The following is a 19,753-nucleotide window of genomic DNA, read 5'->3' on the forward strand; positions in this document are numbered from 1 at the left end:
TTATGACTGAACCAACTCAATATGGTTTTTATGTAGACAGCACTAAGTGTACTGGTTGTAAAGCGTGTCACGTGTCTTGTAAAGATCGCCAAAGCAATGAGATCCGTAACAACTCTAACCCGCAAGATAACACCTTGCCGGCACTAAACGGCGTGACTTGGCGTCGAGTGTATGAGTACGGTGGTGGTGAGTGGACTGTGGGTAATAACGGCTGTTTTGAGCAAAATGTATTTGCTTACTACATGTCAATTGGTTGTAACCACTGTTCTGAGCCAGTATGCGTTAAAGCTTGTCCAACAGGTGCAATGCATAAGCGCCGCGAAGATGGTCTAGTGCATGTCGCACAAGATATCTGTATCGGTTGTGAAAGCTGTTCACGCGCTTGTCCATACGATGCGCCGCAAATTGACCGTGAACGCAAAGTGATGACTAAGTGTGACGGTTGTTTTGAGCGCATTGCTGATGGTCGCAAGCCGGTATGTGTTGAGTCATGTCCACTGCGTGCACTAGACTTTGATACTATGGATAACTTGCGTGAGAAGTACGGCGAGGGCGATGGTCATATTGCACCACTGCCATCACCATCAATCACATCGCCAAACCTAATTATCAAGGCTAACGTTAATGGCAGCCCTGCTGGTAGCGGTGAAGGCAAGATCTTAAACCCGACAGAAGTTTAAGCTTGCTGGCGAATAGCGTCAAAAACTGGCGCTATTCGTTTATCTCTAGTGTAATAAAAGCTGTGGCTATAACGAGTCCAGCATCGTGTTAAAGGTGAACCATGTCTTCAAATATAGCGTCGATAGATTTTGCTGAGTATCAAGGGCTAGCGCGCATTTTGCACCACTGCCTTATTCGTCACCCAGAAGCCGAGCTAGTGCAAGGGCTTAGGGATTGTGATGTTGCTGGTAGTTGGCCAACTTTTGCCAAACGCGAGCAAAATAGCAAAGGGCGTGAGGCACTGGCTGCATTTTTAGCACAGTGGCCAACCGATACTCATGAGGCTGAGCTTATTGAGTTGAAGCTCGACTATGGTCAGCTGTTTTTTGGTCCTGGTGAGCCGAATGCGGTACCACAAGGTTCGGTGTATTTGAGTGAAGAGCAGTTACTTAATGATCGCTCCACCATGGCGCTGATGGATTTCTATCAGGCCAATGGGGTAAACGTTGATGTTGATTATCCGCAGCCACTTGATCATATCGGGCTTTTCTTTGCTGTATTAGATCAGACTTTTGGTCGTCTGCAGCTAGAAACAGATAATCAAGCGCTGATTCGCTTTACTCAGGTGTTATTGCAACAGCATCTGTTGCCTTGGGCCCCGCGCTGTTTTGAGTTAGCCCAACACCATGCAAGCAGTGAGTTTTACCGTGGCATCGCTTTGCTAGGGGGGGATTTCTTACTGCAAATGCAGCAGGATTTTCAATTACTACCAAAAGAGACGCGTTTATATCGCTAGACAGTGAATATAATAAAAAAGCCCGCAGCTTAATCAGCTGCGGGCTTTTTTATTGCTATTTATTGGCATTCAAGACTCTGGTTTTTAGCTCTGGTTTTTAGCTCGGGTTTAGCTACCCATATTACGGCTAGATTGACGCTTATCTAAGCGTACTTTTTCAAGCTGGCTGTTGATGGTTTGTAGTAGTTGGCATTGCTTTTTACTTTCAGCTGTTAGTGACTCGAACAACTCGCTATTAACGAGCGTTTGACTCCACTGAAAGCCAATGGTCAGCACTAAGTGCTCTGATTGGTTCAATGGATTTTGCTCTATCTCTTTGACAAACAATAAGTGACTAGCTGCAAATAAACAGTGCAGGGTTAAAGAATCAGGCAGCGGTGTTTCATCTGTGCTTTCAAGAGGTGGCAACCAGATTGGGCTTCCCTCTATAAAGATTAATGCGGCTATGGTGTTAGTGACCGTTGTTAGCTGAGTTGCGCCACCAAATAATTGCTGCACCGCCTCACATTCTCTAAGTGTTAACGCTAAACGGTGGGCAAGAATTGACTTACTCCATTGCTGGCCTATTGAACGTGTTAATGTCATTACTATCCTTTATCGATAACGTTTTTATAGCACTTGATTAAATTTACAGACAGTCACAATAATGAGGCTATTTCTGTGCTGATTATTGTAACAACAGCGTGCTGATTCCGCTGTGCTCCGCGCAACAAATTTAGGATAGGGCTAGCCGTTAAAGTCAAGAATATGATGAAGCTAATTGAGAGAGACGAGTAGCTGTCGCACTTTTAAGCGGGTATCATCAATTTTTGCCACTACTTGCATGGCACTGTTTTCATCGCTTGCCACACTCTCCCAATTGAGTTGCCAGTTAGCCTTTAACGCCTCTGCCGCTGTTTGAATGTCGGGTTCGGTAACCACACTTAAATCTGCGATAAGATTGACTTTAATCCAACCTTTTCGAGGGCTGCCTTGGATGATATCTTGATCATAATGTGCCGCGTAAATAATAGACTCTAGCTCTGAAAGTTGGAGCAGCAGCTCGAAGCTTGCTGAGCGAACATTGTTGTTGTATTCGGTGATCTCCATGCGCCACACGTTATAGCTAAAGCCCACTAAGGCAAACAACATACTGAACACCGCAGTCAGTTGAAATACGTTTATGGTCTCTGTGCCCGAGATAGATATCTTCATTAATGGCGCCTCGCAGATTAGCTTAAGTTAACTTTAGACAAAGACACTGCAGAGCAACAATAAATTTCAACGGCTAGGTATTAGAACCCTATGCTCCAGTGGATATTCCCTTGATGAAAAATCAAATAGAATTTTTGAATGAATATCAGTTAGGGTGCGGTCTATGTCTCAGTTATTCTCGGCTCTAGCATCCTTCATGGTCTATTTTGTTCGGTACAAAATAAGACATTCCCAGCCTCCCTGCCTGTCAGATTTAGGAGGTACGAGACCAAGGGGTTCGAAGATAGAATAATGCAGGAGCAATTATCGAGAGCGAAGCACGACTAAATGGTCTATTTTGTTCCATACAAGATGAGATATTTCCGCTCTCCTTGGCGGTCAGATTTTAGAGGTACGAGACCAAGGATGGTCAAAGGTAGAATAATGCAGGAGCAATTATCGAGGATGCTAGCACCGAGAATAACGATTAGCGATAAGCCACTGACTTGCCTAAAGTGATTTTCACTTCCGCTGAACGAGCAACGCTTTAATGGAAAAGGTATCAATGGAGCTTAAGGTAACTAGAAGGTTACTCTCTTAAGCTACAGAGCTTTGCAAATTAAAATCCGATAAAATTTAGAAAAAAGACCAGCAACAATTGTTGCTGGTCTAATTAAAATCGCTAATTGATTTCAAAAATGCCAAGCCGTAAGGCTAGGTATTTAGAAATCGTAACGAGCTGTTAGTAAGAATGAACGCGGTGCTTGATAACTTGTTGCGTTACCATAGTTCGGGTTCATCTGGCCAATTTCGTTACCGAACTCTGTCATATCGTTGTACGTAGCAGGGGTATTAGAGTTAAACACGTTAAATACCTTGGCGCTAAGTGCAATGTTACCGTAACCAACATCGATGATGTAACGGGCACTTAAGTCAAGACTTGTAAGCCAATCGCCTTGTCCACCAGAACCACGTGGAGAAGGTTTACCAGCTGAGTAAAAGTTCTGGACATTCCACTTGCTACAAGTCGTAACATCTGCATCTGGTGCACACGAGTCAACGTCTTGAGGGTGGTAACCAAGTCTATTACGAGTGCGGCCTTCGTGGGCTAGGAATACAAAGCCCATGTTAAAGTCTTCAGTAAAGTCATAGCTACCATAAAATTTAAACTTATTAGGTATGTTGTTAGAGGTTTCACCGTATGAGTAGTCAACCTGCTCAGGGGTGTCATATGAGGCACTAAAACCAGGATCGGCTTGTGAGTGAGTTCCACTGACTAAACCTTCAGTGTTGCCTTCTGATTTAGAGTGAGTATACGAGAAAGCAATTCTAGAGTTGTCAGTAGGTTTACCTTCAATCGTTAGCTCTAAAGCTTGATACTTACGTTCTGCTTTTGGATAACCAAGGTAATCAGCGTCCCAAGTGACACCTTCGCTCTCGCCGATAACACCATCACCATCTACATCATATTGCACTAGAACTGACGAGCCTGGGTTAGTCAGTAGACCTACCCAGTCACCAGCTGTATTCCAACCTTGATCATCTATCAATTTCTTAGCTTCTTCAGGGTTTTCTTTCTGGAATTTACTCAATGCATATTGCATATTTGTATCTTCAATTGAAGTTTCTAAGATTTGATAGATATAGCGAGCGCCAACTGTCCAGTCATCGCCGATAGTTTGTGTGACACCCAAAACATACTCGTCGCTATACATTGACTCAAGATTTGCGTCACGCAGAGTTCTGTATGGCTGGGTGAAAGTACCGTCACCGTTGCTGTATAGGTTGATATATTCTTCGTTTACAGGCCTTCCTTCAGCGTCTATAGAATCAAACATAACATATTCGTATTGATTAAGTTCGCCCAAAGTCATGCGCACGTTAGTGTTTGGTGAGATTGGCATAAAGTAGCGACCGTAATTTGCGTATACTTTAGTTTCGCCATTGCCACCCACATCCCAAATGGCACCTAACCTAGGAGCCCACTGGTTTGACATTTCCGCATAGGTGTCACCAGCAGAGGTGTCTGATTCGAAACCACTATTACGAATACCCAAATTCAACGTAACTTCATCAGTTACACGCCACGTATCTTCAATATAGAATGCGTGTGTGCGAGACTCTGTTTCCCCTGCAAGGGCGTAGTGTAATTTCTTGCCATAGGCATCTCCAGCTTGTAGAGCAGTAGGAGCTAGCCCCTCAGTAGCTCGTCGCCAATTAAACCAATCAATATCACCTTGCCCAGCCCAGAAATATTCATATTTGGTGCCACCGCCTGAGTACGTTGTATTGTCGTAGGTTTCTATCACTTCTTGGGTGTAACCAAATCTTAGTGAGTGATCGCCAAGTTCCCAGTCAAAATCGATTCGAGCTTGAGTTCGTGTATCCTTGCTTTCACTCGGATCAAAAGCGCCAATGAAATCAGTGAGCCTTTCCCAGTAGCCGTTTCGGTAATCCCAAGCTGGAGGCTGTCCCGCTGTTGGGTTGATCTCTCTACTCTCTTGCTCAGTTACACCGTATACCGCTGAAATCGAAAAGTCATCAGTGATAATACCGCTATAGTTCACTGACCATAGTGAGCCGCCCCATTCGCTTTCTACAGGGTCGCCAAATTCATCACGTTCACGATTTTCTAAATCATACCTAGCAGAATACTGACTTTGTTTCCATTCATTATTCATTGCCGTAAAACCGAGACTGTGACTATCGGTAATATACCAATCTAGCTTTGCTAACCAGTAATCGGCTTCTTTTTCATTGTGAGTATACTGAGAAGTGGTTGAAGAGTTATCTTCTATGCGTTGCGGGTTAAAAACACCGTAAAAGAATAAGGTATCTTCCAAAATAGCACCGCTAGCGTAGATGTTGTATTTCGTTGAACCAAAGTAATCTTCTTGATTATATGTGAGTAACTTAGGATCAAGGGGGTATTCGCCATTTGAGTTAGCGGTTGTATCGTATCCCCAAGTATCGGGAGACTGAGAAGTCCAACTACCAGGTACATAGTCAACACTTACACCAAACTGAAACTCATTGGTTCCTGATTTGGTTACTAAGTCAGTTACACCACCGATGAACTGACCATACTCTGCTGATACACCACCCGAGATGACACTGGTTTGTGCGATAGCCTCCCAGGGCATATCTATGTAACCTAAGCCTTTGCGAATATCGGTAATGTTGAGACCATTTAAGAAGTAACCATTCTCTGCAACAGACGAGCCATTAAAAGAGACTCCGCGACCGTAATCTTTGTATGGATCAGCTGCTAATGAGGTCGCAGGTGAAAGTAATGCTACTGAGGTTAAGTCTTGAGCAATTGGCAGAACTGCCAACTCTTCAGCAGTTAAAGTAATTGAAGCGGTTGAGTTTTCGAAGTCAATTCTTTGAATGTTAGTACCGGTAATTTGAATTCGTTCAACGCCCTCTGAAAACATCGATACATTGAACACAGAGCTATTACCAGCTTTAATCTGGATTTCACTTTCTTGTACAGTATCAAAACCGTCTTTAGTGAAGGTTACTGTATAGTTTCCGATTGGTAGCGCTTTGAGGTTAAAGTTACCATTGCTATCTGTAGTTGTTTTACGCGTAATACCTTTGGTTGTATGTACCAAAGATACTTGTACATTAGCGAGTGAATTACCAGCTTCAACTTGTACTTGCCCTTTCATACTCCCGTTAACTTTATCTGCAGCAAGTACAGCTGGAGATGAAAGCATAAGTACTGAGCCCACAGCAAGTGCTGCTAAGGTCTTCTTTGGGGTAAAGCTGGAAGTTACTTTTATTCCATTCATAGTTTATTTCCCTTGAATATTCTATTTATAGCGATGCTTTTCATTCACAGATATACGCATCTTTTTACTGGTTAGTACCATTTCTGCAGCATTACCTTAACATCTGCGCATACTGTATACAATATGCTTTCGATAGTAGTTACAAGAGTATCAGTTGAAAATTACTTAATAGCCTTATTAAATCTAATGAATACCTGCTTAGGTACGAGGATTATTTTCAATAGTTTTAGTGCCTTGCGGCCTAAATTGAAGGAGCCCTTTTACTCATGTGCGATCTGAGCTCGCTCAATGCCAAGCAAGAAGTGACTTTTACCGTGATATCGCTTTACTGGGGAATGATTTCTTATTGCAAATGCAACAGGATTTTCAGTCACAGCCAAAAGAGACGCGTTTATACCGCTAGAGAGTGAACATAATAATAAAAAGCCCGCAGCTGATTAAGCTGCGGGCTTTTTTATTCTTGGTTTAGCTTGATATTAACAGCTCATGTTACGGCTAGATTTATGTTTATCTAAACGCACTTTTTAAACTGGTTGATTATGACGTGATAGGAGCGCCTACGATTTTTTATATTAATAGGTTGGGTGAGGTTGTGTGGAAAACCAATATCTCTGATCCCAATGACCGTAAACTTGTAGATGCTGCTGAGTATATTATGGCTAAGTAGCTAAAGGTTTGGCCGCCAATGACTTCGAGTCATCAAGCACCACAGTGACTGTGGTGCTTTAGTTATTGCTAGGGTGAAACTTTGATGACGACTGTTTGCTGCTGATTAACAAGCAACTGGCTGTGGCTTGAAGCGTTCTCGAGTGTTTTGCAAGATAACAAAGAACACACAGGCAAAGATGCAACCAATAAAGGTGGCTGTGACGATACCGCCAAAGCTTGCATAACCTAGAGCTTGTTGCGCACCATTGCCTATGGCATCAGCCATCATCAGTGGCACCAATCCGACACCAAAGCTAAATGCTGTCATGAATACGGCTCGTGCTCTAAGTCGCATCGCTTCGACTGCCGCAGTCTTAATTGCCATGCCTTTTTCTCGTAAATCTTTGGCATATTCTATAATCAGAATGGCATTACGTACGCTCATTCCAACTAATAGCACTGCTGCAAGTTGAGTAAGAATATTTATGTCGCCCTGCAGGTATATCACGCCATATACAATGCCGATAACAGCGGTGGGCACGACTAACATGATTGCAGCAGGTATTAACCAGCTTTCATACTGAGCGACCAACACCATGTAGGTGACGAGTAATGCTAGTGCCAGTACGATAATGGCCTGATTGCCCGCTTTAATCTCCTCGGCTGAGGCGCCTGTAAATTCAACTGAGATCCCTTTCGGTAACTCAAGCTCGTTGATTAGGTTGATGACGTCGCCTGTGGCACTGACAGGAATGACATCGAAAGCAACTGACTGCTGCGCATTGAAGCGGTTAAGAAAGTTAGGTGCCAGCTCTTCGCTAATATCAAAAATTTTGTCCGCGCTAATGTGAGTTCCGTTAGCTTGGCTTAGTTTCATCGCTTTGAGGGATTCGGCTGAGGTGCGGTATTCAGGTGAGTTTTGCACCATGACTTTGTAGTTGCGGCCATTCATGTTGAAAGTGTTGATGTAGCTACCACCAAAATGAGCCTGCATACCTGTGACGGTGTCAGCAAATGAGATCCCATATTTATTGAGCTCTTGTCGTTTTATCTCTAGCTTTATCGAGGGTTTATCTACGGCGTATTGTGTCATTGCCAATGCCACATCATCTTCAAAGCTGTTGAGCTGTGCGATGATAGAGTTTGATATTTCAAACATCTCAGCAGGGCTATAGCCTTTTGCATCTTTAATAACAAAGCTGACACCATCAACTAAACCTAGTTCTGGAATGACTGGCGGTTTAAAAGCAAATGCTTCTATGCCAGTTTCTGCAATGACAGCATTGGCCGCTTCTATCACTTGGTTATCGCTTAGCTCACGGTTATCCATCGGTTCTAGGTTTAGCAGTAAAAGAAAGCTGCCCATATCGGCGGTACTGGTGATTAAGTTAAAACCCGAGGCTGAAATTGAATTTGAAACCCCTTCTATATCCTGTAGTTTTTCGACTAATTCTAACGTATACGCATCGGTGACCGGCAGGGCGGTACCAGCAGGAAATGAGCCTATAACAAATACTGCGCTTGCATCTTCATCAGGTAACATACCCGTCGCAAGCTCTTTACCATCTTGCACTGTGAGGTAAAGTGCTCCGCTAAGTAACATGACAGATAATAGCGGAATCTTAACAAAGCATTGAGTTGCGAACTTGAAGATAGTGATCTTTGCGCCGATAACGCTTTCGAGTGAGCGCGCTATTAACCCTTTTTTGGGGTGCTTCATAAAAAGTGCGCAAAGTGCTGGCGTTAGTGTTAGTGCCACGACAGTAGAAACTAATACCGCCACGCTAAGGACAATACCGAATTCACTGTAAATTATCCCCGTCATACCACTCATAAAGATGGTGGGAGCAAAGACGGCTAGCAACACCAATGCTGATGCGATAATCGGGCTGACCACTTTATCTAGACTAGCTGATACCGCTTGCTTGGGTGTCAGTTGTGGTTGCTCCTGTAGTTCGTGTTCAGCGGCTTCAATAACAATAATGGCGGCATCAACCACAATACCGATAGCCATTACCAGTCCAAGCATTGAGATGATATTGATATCAATACCCAGTGCGGCCATCGCGGCAAACGTCCCAATCAGTGACACCGGAATTGCGGCGCACGTGATGAGGGTTAACCTAAAGGATTGCATGAATACCAGGGTGATAAGTGCAACGATAATAACGGCAAGAACTAATGTTTCGAGCACGTTATCAATGGCGCCGATAACGAATGCCGTCGCATCATAAACGGTCTGAATTTGGTAGTCTGTTTCTAAGCTTTCTGTTATCTGTTGTACCGCTTTGCCCACTTCAATAGCATTGGCACTAGGGTCTTTATAGATAAAAAGAACAGAACCAGCGCTTGTTCCAGCATAGGCGTTGGCGGTATAAACTTCGGCTCCAAGCTCTATTGTGGCTACATCTTTTAGTAATACTGGTTTCTTGAAATGTTCGCCGCGAACTACGATATTGCTAAACTCTTCCACTGAGGATAAGCCGCCGTCGACGCTGACCGAGTACTCAAGAGAGTTGCTTACTACGGAACCCGCAGATGAAATCTTATTTTGAGCGTTAATGGCGGCTTGTATGTCACCGACATTTACAAACAGGTCATTCATGGCATCGGGGTTCAACCACACTCGCATGGAGTACTTTTTCTCCCCTAATACATCGACTTTCGATACACCGTTAATACGCTGCAGCGACTCTTTTAATATGCCGCCCGAAAAACCATTTATTTCAGTATCTGTCGCCTTGCCTGAAGGGTCATTGATTGCGAGGCCTATCAGTAAACCATTAGATACTTTTTCAACCTTGACACCATTTTTAGATACATCAGCTGGTAACTCTGGCAGTGCCAAGTTAACTCTGTTCTGTACCAAGTTATTTGCGGTGTCGGGATCGGTCCCGTTGGCAAAAGTGATAGTTAGCGTGTAAGTTCCATCGGCGCCTGATGTGCTTTGCATGTAATCCATGCCAGAGACACCATTGACCTGCTTTTCAATTTCAGGCGCAACGGATTTGGTGATCACCTCGGCTGAAGCGCCATCCATAAAAGTACTGACCTCTATGGTCACCGGCGCGACATCTGGGTAGCGCCCAATAGGAGATTGCAGCGCTGCAATCACCCCGATAAGAGTGATAAACAGCGAGATGATAATCGCGAGTTTCGGCCTTTCGATAAATAGTTTGAACATACCCATCACCTTTATTTTTCATCATCTCTTGGCTGGTATCGAATTAATACATTGCGCGAAATGACTTAGTTAAGCTTGTAATACTTAGTGCTGGGTTCTATTAGACTCAAGCGCTTTACTGCGAGCTTAAAACCACCGACTAAGTTGGCTTTTTTTGTCGATGCTTGAATGGTATAGCAGTTAGTCTAAGCGTTTGAAGCAGGTACTATTAGCTTTTTGAATAGGTGAGGTTTGATTTATTTAAGTTACTGTTTTTAAAATGAAGTTATCTAGCTAATTATCTGAGTGAGCTATGGAGTGTTACCGCATGTTTAAATATGTGATGTTAATCAACTTGGCGCTGTCATTTGTATTTGTGGCGTATACAGACGTAAAAAACGCAGCTCAAAGTGGCTGCGTTTTAGTTATTTGGCGAATCAACTAGAAGCTCATTTCAGGGACATGCTCTGGCACAATCAACTTGCCAGCTGTTTTAGAGACTATCTCCTCAACGGATACACCTGGTGCTCGTTCTAATAGATGGAAGGCACCATCTTTGATCTCCATAAAGGCCAAATCGGTTAATACACGTTTGATACAGCCAAAACCTGTCAACGGTAGTTCACATTTAGGCAGCAGCTTAGAGTTACCTTTTTTGTCGGCATGCATCATGGTGACGATAATATTGTCAGCGCCAGCGACTAAGTCCATCGCGCCGCCCATGCCTTTGATTAGTTTGCCAGGGATCATCCAAGAGGCGATAGAGCCTTGTTCATCGACTTCAAAGGCGCCGAGCACCGTTAAATCGACATGGCCGCCACGGATCATGGCAAAACTCTCAGATGAGGAGAAAAATGATGCGCCATCGACTGCGGTTACTGTCTGTTTACCCGCATTGATTAAGTCAGCATCTATGGTCTCTTCTGTTGGGAACTCGCCCATACCCAGTAAACCATTTTCTGATTGCAACATTACCTCAATCCCCTCAGGGATATAGTTGGCAACTAATGTTGGAATACCAATGCCTAGGTTAACGTAAAAGCCATCTTGCAGTTCTTTTGCTACACGCTGTGCCAGTTGTTCTCTTGATAATGCCATTGTGTAGCCCCCTTATTTGCTGACGTCAGCGTTAGCTTTGACGGTGCGTTGCTCGATGCGTTTCTCGAACTTGCCTTGGATAATGCGGTTAACGTAGATCCCTGGTGTGTGGATATGATCAGGGTCAAGTTCACCCGGCTCTACAATGTGCTCAGCCTCGACAACGGTAATTTTACCTGCAGTGGCCATCATTGGATTAAAGTTGGCGGCGGTTTTACGGAAAACTAGATTACCCATGGTATCGGCTTTCCAAGCACGTACTAAGGCAAAGTCAGCTTTTAGTGCAGGTTCAAGTACGTAATGACGTCCGTCTATTTCACGGGTTTCTTTACCCTCGGCGACAGGTGTGCCGTAGCCAGTTGCGGTGAAAAATGCTGGAATACCCGCGCCTCCAGCTCGAATTTTTTCAGCCAATGTCCCTTGAGGAGTCAAGATAACGTTTAGCTCACCAGATAACATCTGCTGCTCAAACGTGGCGTTCTCGCCAACATAAGAGGCGATCATGGTATCGATTTGGCGACTTTTAAGTAGCAAGCCAAGGCCGAAGTCATCAACACCTGCATTGTTAGATATTGCGGTTAAGCCAGTCACGCCGGTTTTTACCATCTCAGCAATTAACCCTTCTGGAATACCGCATAAGCCAAATCCACCAACCATCACGGTCATGTCATTACTTAGGCCCTTTAATGCCTCTTGATAACTGCCGACAACTTTATTGAGTCCTTTATTTAGTCCTGCCATTATTTTTATCTCCTGGTAAAGAGACCTAGCGCGATAACTTGTAGGGTTGGCTAGGTCCCTAAAAACTGTTTTAAGCTAATCGCGATTACAGCGAGATAGCTTGTGCGACTTTTGCACCATTAGTGCGACCAAGTGCTTGGCTAATTTTGTTACCTGCATTGGCAAGCTTGTTTAAATCGATGCCCGTTTCTACGCCTAGCCCGTGCAACATATAGACGAGATCTTCAGTCGCTAAATTGCCCGATGCGCCTTTGGCATAAGGACAACCGCCTAGACCGGCAACCGATGAGTCGATAACACTCACCCCAGTTTCTAAGCAGGCTAAAATGTTTGCTAATGCTTGACCGTAGGTGTCATGGAAATGCAGTGCCAGTTTTGAGACGGGCACAACAGTGGCAACCGCTTCAACCATTCTACGGGCATTGAGCGCTGTGCCAACGCCAATGGTGTCACCTAAAGAGATCTCGTAACAGCCCATTTTGTAAAGTAATTCAGACACTCGGGCGACTTCGCTAACCGCTATCTCACCTTCATAAGGGCAACCGAGCACACAAGATACGTAACCTCGAACACGGATATTATTGGCTTTAGCCAGCTGCATCACGGGTTCAAAGCGTGCGATAGACTCCTCTATTGAGCAGTTAATATTGCGCTGGCTAAAGCTTTCAGATGCTGCGCCAAAGATGGCAACTTCGTCGCATCCTGCGTCAAGCGCAAGTTCCAAGCCCTTTAGATTTGGTGTTAGCGCGCTGTAGGTAACGCCGCTTTGACGCGTGATCCCTTTAAGTACATCGGCCGAATCAGCCATCTGCGGTACCCATTTCGGCGACACAAAACTGGCGGCTTCGATACGTTTTACACCGGCTGCGGCTAAATTTTCAATCAAAGTGATTTTGTCGGCAGTGGTGACAGGCTTTTCATTTTGCAGTCCGTCACGGGCACCGACTTCAAATATACTAACTTTGCTAGGGAAAGAAGCTGACATTGATTACTCCTCTTCGGTCGCGCTAACTTCTGCGAGTAGCATGCCATCGCTTACCAGTTCACCAGCATCAAAGAAGAATGCACTGACGGTACCATCAAATGGAGATTCAATCGTATATTCCATCTTCATTGCTTCCATCACCATGATCCCTTGACCTGCTGTGACTTCATCACCCACTGCAACCAGATGAGTCACGATAGTACCGTTCATTGGTGCTTTGAGTTTATCTTCTAAGTTATCCTGCTCTTCAATCACTTCTGACTGAATGGCTTGGTAGTGATAACTGCTTGAGTTGATAAACAGGGTAAAGTCATCACCGACTTGGCTAACAGGTAGCTTTATTTTGTGAGCGTTACTCTTTATTGACTGACTGTTAACTGCACTATTCATTGCACTCAGGCTATTTACTGCGATTTCGGCATGAAGCGTTTCGCCAATAAGTTCGCCAGACAATGTGAGTTGAGTATCGTTAATGGCAAGCCGATAAAAGGACTTACTGGCCACTTGTGTTTCCGTTAACTCTAGGTGGTTAACGTGTTGGTCATCATCGAGTAAGGCGACTTGATGCACACTGGCACTATTGAGTCTAAAACCACTAACAGCACCCCATGGTGAGTAGGGATCATCGCTGTTAACCGCACAGCGCTTGGCGTCTGCTTTTCGGGCACAAAGTTGATAAAGGGCTGCTAAGGCCAGTGCTGTTTGGCGCTCATTAGATTGGCTCTTTGCAACATCAGGGCTCAGGCCGTGACCGATGAGAGCATCGCCGTAGCGCTCGATAAAATCGGTGCTAAAGTCTGCGTTAGCGAAAGCTTCATGCTCAGCAATATTAGCCAGAAACTCAATATTGTGCTTCAAACCGCTAATTTGATAAGAGGCGAGGGCATGGACTAGGCGCTGCAGCGCCCGTGGCCGTGATTCATCCCAAGTAATGAGCTTAGAGATCATCGGGTCGTAAAAGTTACTAATGACATCATTTTCACGTACCCCAGAGTCGATACGTACATGTTGACTCTGCTCTGGTTCTCGTAAAAAGTTAAGCTTACCACTGGCTGGTAGGAAGTCATTTTGCGGGTCTTCAGCGTATATACGCACTTCAAACGCATGGCCGTGAATACGCACTTCATCTTGTGCAAGTGGCAGTTTACTGCCGCTAGCGACCATTAACTGCCATTTAACCAAGTCCTGCCCTGTGACTAATTCAGTGACCGGATGCTCCACCTGTAGACGCGTGTTCATCTCCATAAAGTAGAAGCTACCATCGGTATCGAGCAAAAACTCAACAGTGCCTGCGCCTTCATAGTTAATGGCTTTCGCTGCTGCAACTGCCGCTTCGCCCATACTCACGCGCAGTGCGTCATTGAGTCCTGGCGCTGGCGCCTCTTCAACCACTTTTTGATGGCGACGCTGGATAGAACAATCTCTATCTGACAGATAGATACAGTTGCCAAAGCTATCGGCAAACACTTGTACTTCAACATGGCGAGGTTGGCGCAGGTAGCGCTCCATCAGCAGTTTATCGTTACCGAATGAGCTTATTGCTTCTCGTCTGGCTGACTGAATTGCCTCTAATACTTCATCTTTGCTTTCAACGATACGCATGCCTTTACCGCCACCGCCGTAGGCTGCTTTGATCAGCAATGGAAAGCCCATCGCATTCGCTTCACTGACCAATACGTCATCATCTTGAACATCGCCATGATAGCCCGGGACCAGTGGCACGTTAGCTGCGCCCATTATCTCTTTGGCTGCGCTTTTGCTTCCCATAGAGTCAATCGCTGCGGCGCTAGGGCCAACAAAGGCAATGCCGCTTTGTTCACACTTTAAGGCAAAGTCGGCATTTTCTGACAGAAAACCGTAACCGGGATGAATCGCTTGCGCGCCAGACTTTTTAGCGATCTCAATGATCAGCTCGCCTTTGAGGTATGAATCTGCAGGGGCGCTACCACCTAAGTAGAATGACTCATCGGCCATTGCTACGTGGCAGGCATCGATGTCAGCATCGGAGTACAGCGCAACGGTGCGAACACCCATCAATTGAGCTGTTTTGATGATACGGCAGGCAATTTCACCACGGTTGGCAATTAGCAGTTTGGTAAACATATTATTTGGCTCCTGGCGCATTGGCAGCTTGGCTGCTCTTGTGGTGTGAACTGTTACTTTGTGAGCGACTACTTGCTGTACTGCTATTAACAGTCCAGTCGGGACTGCGCTTTTCAAAAAATGCGTTCAGGCCCTCTTGGCCCTCTTTTGATACTCGAATACTGGCGATGCGCTCACTGGTGTAAGCAAGGGTCGACTTGTCGATAACGCCATCTTCAAGTTTAGACAGTAGGCTTTTCGCCCATGCCATACCTTGTGGGCTGTTAGCCAAAAGCGCAGCGATTATTGGCGCTGCGGCGTTATCAAGCTCATCGCTGACTTCATGAATTATCTGTAGCTCAAGCGCTTTTTGCACGTCGAACCTTTCAGCAGTAAGCATGTAACGACGAGCCGCTCGTTGGCCCATCGCGCGAGTGACATAAGGACTGATGACCGCTGGAATAAGCCCAAGTTTGACTTCGCTTAAGCAAAAGCTTGCGCGTTCATTAGCAAGGGCGATATCGCAGCAACAGATAAGCCCGAGTGCACCACCAAAAGCGGCGCCTTGCACTTGGGCAATCGTCGGTTTTGGAAACTTATCCAGTACCGACATCAACTTAGCCAGCTCATTGGCATCGCTGAGGTTCTGCTCAAAGTCCATCTGCGCTTGTTTACGCATCCAATTAAGATCGGCGCCAGCACTGAAGTTTTTACCGTTGGCTTTTAGCACCAACACTTGGCATTGCGAGTTATCAGCAAAGTGCGCTAGCACTTTAATCATCTCGCTTATCATCACCTCATCAAAAGCGTTGTGCTTTTCTGGGCGGTTAAGAATAAGCTCTGCAACGCCCTCTTTAAGGGTGCAACTAACGAAATTTAACTGCTCGCTTAGCGCATTGGTTGTTATTTGTAGAGGTTGATTCGTCATTGTTAAGCTCCAAAGTGAGTGAATGGCAATGGATGACCATTACATACGGAACACACCAAATTTAGTCTCTTCTACTGGCGCATTAAGCGCAGCAGAAAGGGCTAAACCAACAACGTCTCGGGTCTGCGCTGGGTCAATAATGCCGTCATCCCATAAGCGAGCACTCGCATGGTACGGATGACCCTCTTTATCGTATTGTTCAACAATAGGTTTACGGAAGTTTTGTTCATCTTCATCTGACCAGTCAACGCCTTTGCGCTTTAATCCATCACGCTTAACGGTGGCTAAAACGCCTGCAGCTTGCTCGCCGCCCATCACCGAAATACGCGCGTTTGGCCACATCCACATCATGGTTGGGTCAAAAGCTCGACCACACATACCGTAGTTACCTGCACCGTAGCTACCACCGATAATGACGGTGAACTTTGGTACATTGGCACATGACACCGCCGTAACCATTTTAGCGCCGTGTTTGGCGATACCTTCATGTTCGTACTTTTTACCCACCATAAAGCCAGTAATATTTTGTAAGAACAGCAGCGGTATTTTTCGCTGACAACACAGCTCAATAAAATGTGCGCCTTTTTGCGCCGACTCAGAAAACAAGATGCCGTTATTGGCGACAATGCCAACGGGATAGCCATGAATGCGGGCAAAGCCACACACTAAGGTATTACCGTAATTAGCTTTGAATTCATCAAAGTCAGAGTCATCTACCACACGGGCTATAACCTCTTTAACATCAAAAGGCTTTTTAAGATCGGTACCGACAATGCCATATAGTTCATTAATATCGAACTTAGGCGGCTTAACCGGGCTTAGCTGAGCCGCTATCTGTTTTTGATGATTAAGACGGGTCACTGATTTACGCGCAAGTTCTAATGCGTGCTCATCGTTTTGCGCCATATGGTCAGCCACACCTGAGATCTTAGTGTGCACTTCAGCGCCGCCGAGTTCTTCAGCGGTAACCTCTTCGCCAGTCGCGGCTTTAACCAGAGGCGGCCCCGCAAGGAAGATAGTGCCTTGCTCTTTGACAATAATGGACTCATCAGCCATAGCGGGTACATAAGCACCACCTGCGGTACAAAGTCCCATGACTACCGCGATTTGTGGAATACCTTTGGCAGACATCTGCGCTTGGTTATAGAAGATGCGACCGAAGTGATCTCTGTCTGGAAATACTTCATCTTGGCGCGGTAAGTTAGCGCCGCCTGAATCGACAAGGTAGATACAAGGCAGGTGACAACGGCTGGCAATTTCTTGGGCGCGAATGTGCTTCTTTACTGTAACTGGGTAGTAGGTGCCGCCTTTTACGGTGGCATCGTTGGCAATAATCATACACTCAACGCCACTGACGCGGCCTATACCAGCGATAACACCTGCGGCGGGTACGACATCTTCATACAATTCATATGCGGCAAACTGGGAGATCTCTAAAAACGGCGAGCCAGGATCGAGGAGTTTTTCAACGCGCTGACGCGGTAGGAGTTTGCCTCGAGACAGATGGCGTTCTCGAGCAACGTCACCGCCACCGAGTTCAATCTGTTGCAGTTTAGATTTAAGATCATCAACGACTTCAGCCATATCATCGAACTTGGCTTTGAATTCATCGCTGCGGGCATTAATACGACTGCTTAGTTGAGTCACAATTTCAATCCTTTTGAAGCGGAATAGAGGGCGACGTTAAGGCTGTCACCCATGTTCCAAATTTGGGCTCTAAAAGGCTCGTTAATCGAGCCTTGTTATTAATGATTGAGCATGGCTTACTTTGATTCGTTAAACAGCTCTCGACCAATCAACATACGGCGAATTTCTGAAGTGCCAGCGCCAATCTCGTACAGTTTTGCATCACGTAATAAGCGGCCTGCAGCGTACTCATTGACGTAACCATTTCCGCCAAGAAGTTGAATCGCATCCAGTGCCATTTTAGTCGCTAGCTCTGCTGAGTATAAAATGGCTCCAGCAGCATCTTTACGCGTGGTTTCACCACGGTCACAAGACTTAGCAACGTTGTAGATGTATGACTTAGCGGCGTTCATGCCGGTGTACATATCGGCAAGTTTGCCCTGTACTAGCTGGAATTGACCAATAGACTTACCAAACTGCTCACGCTCGTGAATATAAGGCACCACGATATCCATACACGCTGTCATGATCCCAAGTGGGCCACCAGACAAAACAACACGCTCGTAATCTAGGCCACTCATTAATACTTTGACGCCATTGTTAAGGCCGCCAAGAATGTTCTCTTCTGGCACTTCACACTCTTCAAAAACCAGCTCACAGGTGTTTGAACCACGCATGCCGAGTTTGTCTAGCTTCTGCGCTTGAGTGAAACCTTTAAAACCACGCTCAACGATAAATGCGGTAATACCATGAGCACCCTTCTCAAGATCAGTTTTCGCGTAGATAACATAAGTATGGGCATCGGGACCGTTGGTGATCCACATCTTGTTGCCGTTAAGAATATATCTATCGCCTTCTTTGCGGGCATGCAGTTTCATTGACACTACATCGGAGCCGGCATTAGGCTCACTCATCGCTAACGCACCAATATGCTCTCCGGTAATGAGTTTGGGTAGATATTTGGCTTTTTGCTCACTATTACCATTACGGTTGATTTGATTAACACAAAGGTTTGAGTGAGCGCCGTAGCTTAAACCGATAGAGGCGGATGCGCGTGAAATCTCTTCCATGGCAACAACGTGGGCAAGGTAACCCATGCCTGCTCCGCCGTACTCTTCAGATACGGTGACACCTAATAAGCCCATGTCGCCCAATACTGGCCAAAGCTCGTTAGGAAAGGCGTTATCTAGATCGGTTTTTGCCGCGATAGGGGCAATTTCATTTGCAGCAAAACCTTGTATGGCATCGCGTAGCATGTCGACATCTTCGCCAAGGCCGAAGTTTAGAGATGAGTAGAGTTGAGTCATGTGCTTGTGTCCTGTCAATTTGTCTATCTGTGCGAGTTCACTGATCTGTGTCGTGATACTCGCAGGCTTATTATTTTGTTGGTGTTATCAATGACTGTTGCTGACTAGCTATTATTGGCCAGTGCATCGCGGCATTGCTGCTCCGCTGAATTTAGCTCCATCAGTACCACTTTGATGTCATCCATCTGCTGCTGCAGGGCGACTTTTTTGTCTTCCACTAAGTCGAGCATGGTGTGTAGTTGTGTGCTGCTGTTTTTATCTGCATCGTAAAGCTCGAATAAACGTCTGGTTTCAGCCAGTGAAAAGCCTAAACGCTTACCGCGTAAAATAAGTTTGAGTCTGACTCGATCTTTGAGATTGTAGATGCGAGTTTGGCCACGGCGCTTAGGTTTAAGCAGCCCTTGGTCTTCATAAAAACGAATACTACGAGTCGTGATATCAAACTCTTTTGATAGATCACTAATAGAGTATGTCGTTTGGGGTAACTGGTTGTCTGACATTAATAACACCATATTTATTAACTTTTCCTGCACGATATATGAAGTTTACGTAAAGGTAAAGTTTGAGGCGAGTCACAAACAATATTTTCATGTCAATTGTGCGTGCCAATCTTGCTTGAGGTAGTAGACAAACGTTTGATTTTTTTGTTACTGGCGTAAGGTTAAATTGTTATATAACAGTTTGTTACTGCTTGTTGTGGTTTCAAATTTGTATTGGTTAAAGTACTTTCCCTTACTCATTCTAAGGTC

General features: G+C 45.3%; 15 protein-coding genes. 3 read left to right on the forward strand and 12 right to left on the reverse strand.

Going from position 1 to position 19,753, the window contains the following annotated elements; genetic code table 11:
- The first annotated feature begins 2 nt into the window (after positions 1–2).
- The gene (locus tag AB4135_RS02835; RefSeq protein WP_371990138.1) at positions 3–680 is read left to right on the forward strand and encodes a DMSO/selenate family reductase complex B subunit; all 678 of its coding nucleotides are present in this window, start codon (positions 3–5) and stop codon (positions 678–680) included.
- Between the two features lie 101 nt (positions 681–781).
- Positions 782–1,456, forward strand: a complete 675-nt coding sequence (locus AB4135_RS02840) for a molecular chaperone (RefSeq protein ID WP_371990140.1) — start codon at positions 782–784, stop codon at positions 1,454–1,456.
- A 108-nt stretch (positions 1,457–1,564) separates the two neighbouring features.
- On the opposite strand, the gene AB4135_RS02845 is transcribed toward AB4135_RS02840, so the two are convergent.
- The 3 genes from AB4135_RS02845 to AB4135_RS02855 all read right to left on the reverse strand — a co-directional run bounded on the left by AB4135_RS02845 (position 1,565) and on the right by AB4135_RS02855 (position 6,426).
- On the reverse strand, positions 1,565–2,041 hold the full coding sequence (locus AB4135_RS02845; RefSeq protein ID WP_371990141.1) for a hypothetical protein: 477 nt from the start codon (positions 2,039–2,041) through the stop codon (positions 1,565–1,567).
- Between the two features lie 171 nt (positions 2,042–2,212).
- The gene (locus AB4135_RS02850) at positions 2,213–2,650 is read right to left on the reverse strand and encodes a hypothetical protein (protein WP_371990143.1); all 438 of its coding nucleotides are present in this window, start codon (positions 2,648–2,650) and stop codon (positions 2,213–2,215) included.
- Between the two features lie 701 nt (positions 2,651–3,351).
- Entirely contained in the window at positions 3,352–6,426 is a 3,075-nt protein-coding gene (locus AB4135_RS02855; RefSeq protein ID WP_371990145.1) for a TonB-dependent receptor domain-containing protein, read from the reverse strand.
- Positions 6,427–6,694: 268 nt separating this feature from the next.
- On the opposite strand from AB4135_RS02855, the gene AB4135_RS02860 reads away from it, so the two are divergent.
- Positions 6,695–6,829, forward strand: coding sequence for a hypothetical protein (locus AB4135_RS02860; RefSeq protein WP_371990147.1), 135 nt, complete (start codon positions 6,695–6,697; stop codon positions 6,827–6,829).
- A gap of 369 nt (positions 6,830–7,198) precedes the next feature.
- Here AB4135_RS02860 and AB4135_RS02865 read toward each other — a convergent pair whose 3' ends face one another.
- The 9 genes from AB4135_RS02865 to AB4135_RS02905 form a co-directional block, all read right to left on the reverse strand.
- Positions 7,199–10,258 carry an efflux RND transporter permease subunit gene (locus AB4135_RS02865; protein ID WP_371990149.1) on the reverse strand — a complete coding sequence of 1,020 codons (3,060 nt, stop codon included), beginning with the start codon at positions 10,256–10,258 and terminating at the stop codon, positions 7,199–7,201.
- A gap of 420 nt (positions 10,259–10,678) precedes the next feature.
- Complete coding sequence (locus AB4135_RS02870) at positions 10,679–11,335, reverse strand: 3-oxoacid CoA-transferase subunit B (RefSeq protein WP_220739692.1); 657 nt, start codon at positions 11,333–11,335, stop codon at positions 10,679–10,681.
- 12 nt (positions 11,336–11,347) lie between these two features.
- Positions 11,348–12,076 carry a CoA transferase subunit A gene (locus tag AB4135_RS02875; protein WP_371990151.1) on the reverse strand — a complete coding sequence of 243 codons (729 nt, stop codon included), beginning with the start codon at positions 12,074–12,076 and terminating at the stop codon, positions 11,348–11,350.
- 85 nt (positions 12,077–12,161) lie between these two features.
- Positions 12,162–13,061, reverse strand: a complete 900-nt coding sequence (locus AB4135_RS02880) for a hydroxymethylglutaryl-CoA lyase (RefSeq protein WP_371990153.1) — start codon at positions 13,059–13,061, stop codon at positions 12,162–12,164.
- 3 nt (positions 13,062–13,064) lie between these two features.
- The gene (locus AB4135_RS02885) at positions 13,065–15,164 is read right to left on the reverse strand and encodes an acetyl-CoA carboxylase biotin carboxylase subunit (protein ID WP_371990155.1); all 2,100 of its coding nucleotides are present in this window, start codon (positions 15,162–15,164) and stop codon (positions 13,065–13,067) included.
- 1 nt (position 15,165) lies between these two features.
- Entirely contained in the window at positions 15,166–16,071 is a 906-nt protein-coding gene (locus tag AB4135_RS02890; RefSeq protein WP_371990157.1) for an enoyl-CoA hydratase-related protein, read from the reverse strand.
- 39 nt (positions 16,072–16,110) lie between these two features.
- On the reverse strand, positions 16,111–17,718 hold the full coding sequence (locus AB4135_RS02895; protein ID WP_371990159.1) for a carboxyl transferase domain-containing protein: 1,608 nt from the start codon (positions 17,716–17,718) through the stop codon (positions 16,111–16,113).
- A 116-nt stretch (positions 17,719–17,834) separates the two neighbouring features.
- Positions 17,835–19,004, reverse strand: a complete 1,170-nt coding sequence (locus tag AB4135_RS02900) for an isovaleryl-CoA dehydrogenase (protein ID WP_371990160.1) — start codon at positions 19,002–19,004, stop codon at positions 17,835–17,837.
- 104 nt (positions 19,005–19,108) lie between these two features.
- The gene (locus tag AB4135_RS02905) at positions 19,109–19,504 is read right to left on the reverse strand and encodes a MerR family DNA-binding transcriptional regulator (protein ID WP_044555982.1); all 396 of its coding nucleotides are present in this window, start codon (positions 19,502–19,504) and stop codon (positions 19,109–19,111) included.
- Between the last annotated feature and the right edge of the window lie 249 nt (positions 19,505–19,753).

Origin of the sequence: Shewanella sp. 10N.286.54.B9 (genome assembly GCF_041468565.1) — a bacterium.
Taxonomy (GTDB): Bacteria; Pseudomonadota; Gammaproteobacteria; order Enterobacterales; family Shewanellaceae; genus Shewanella.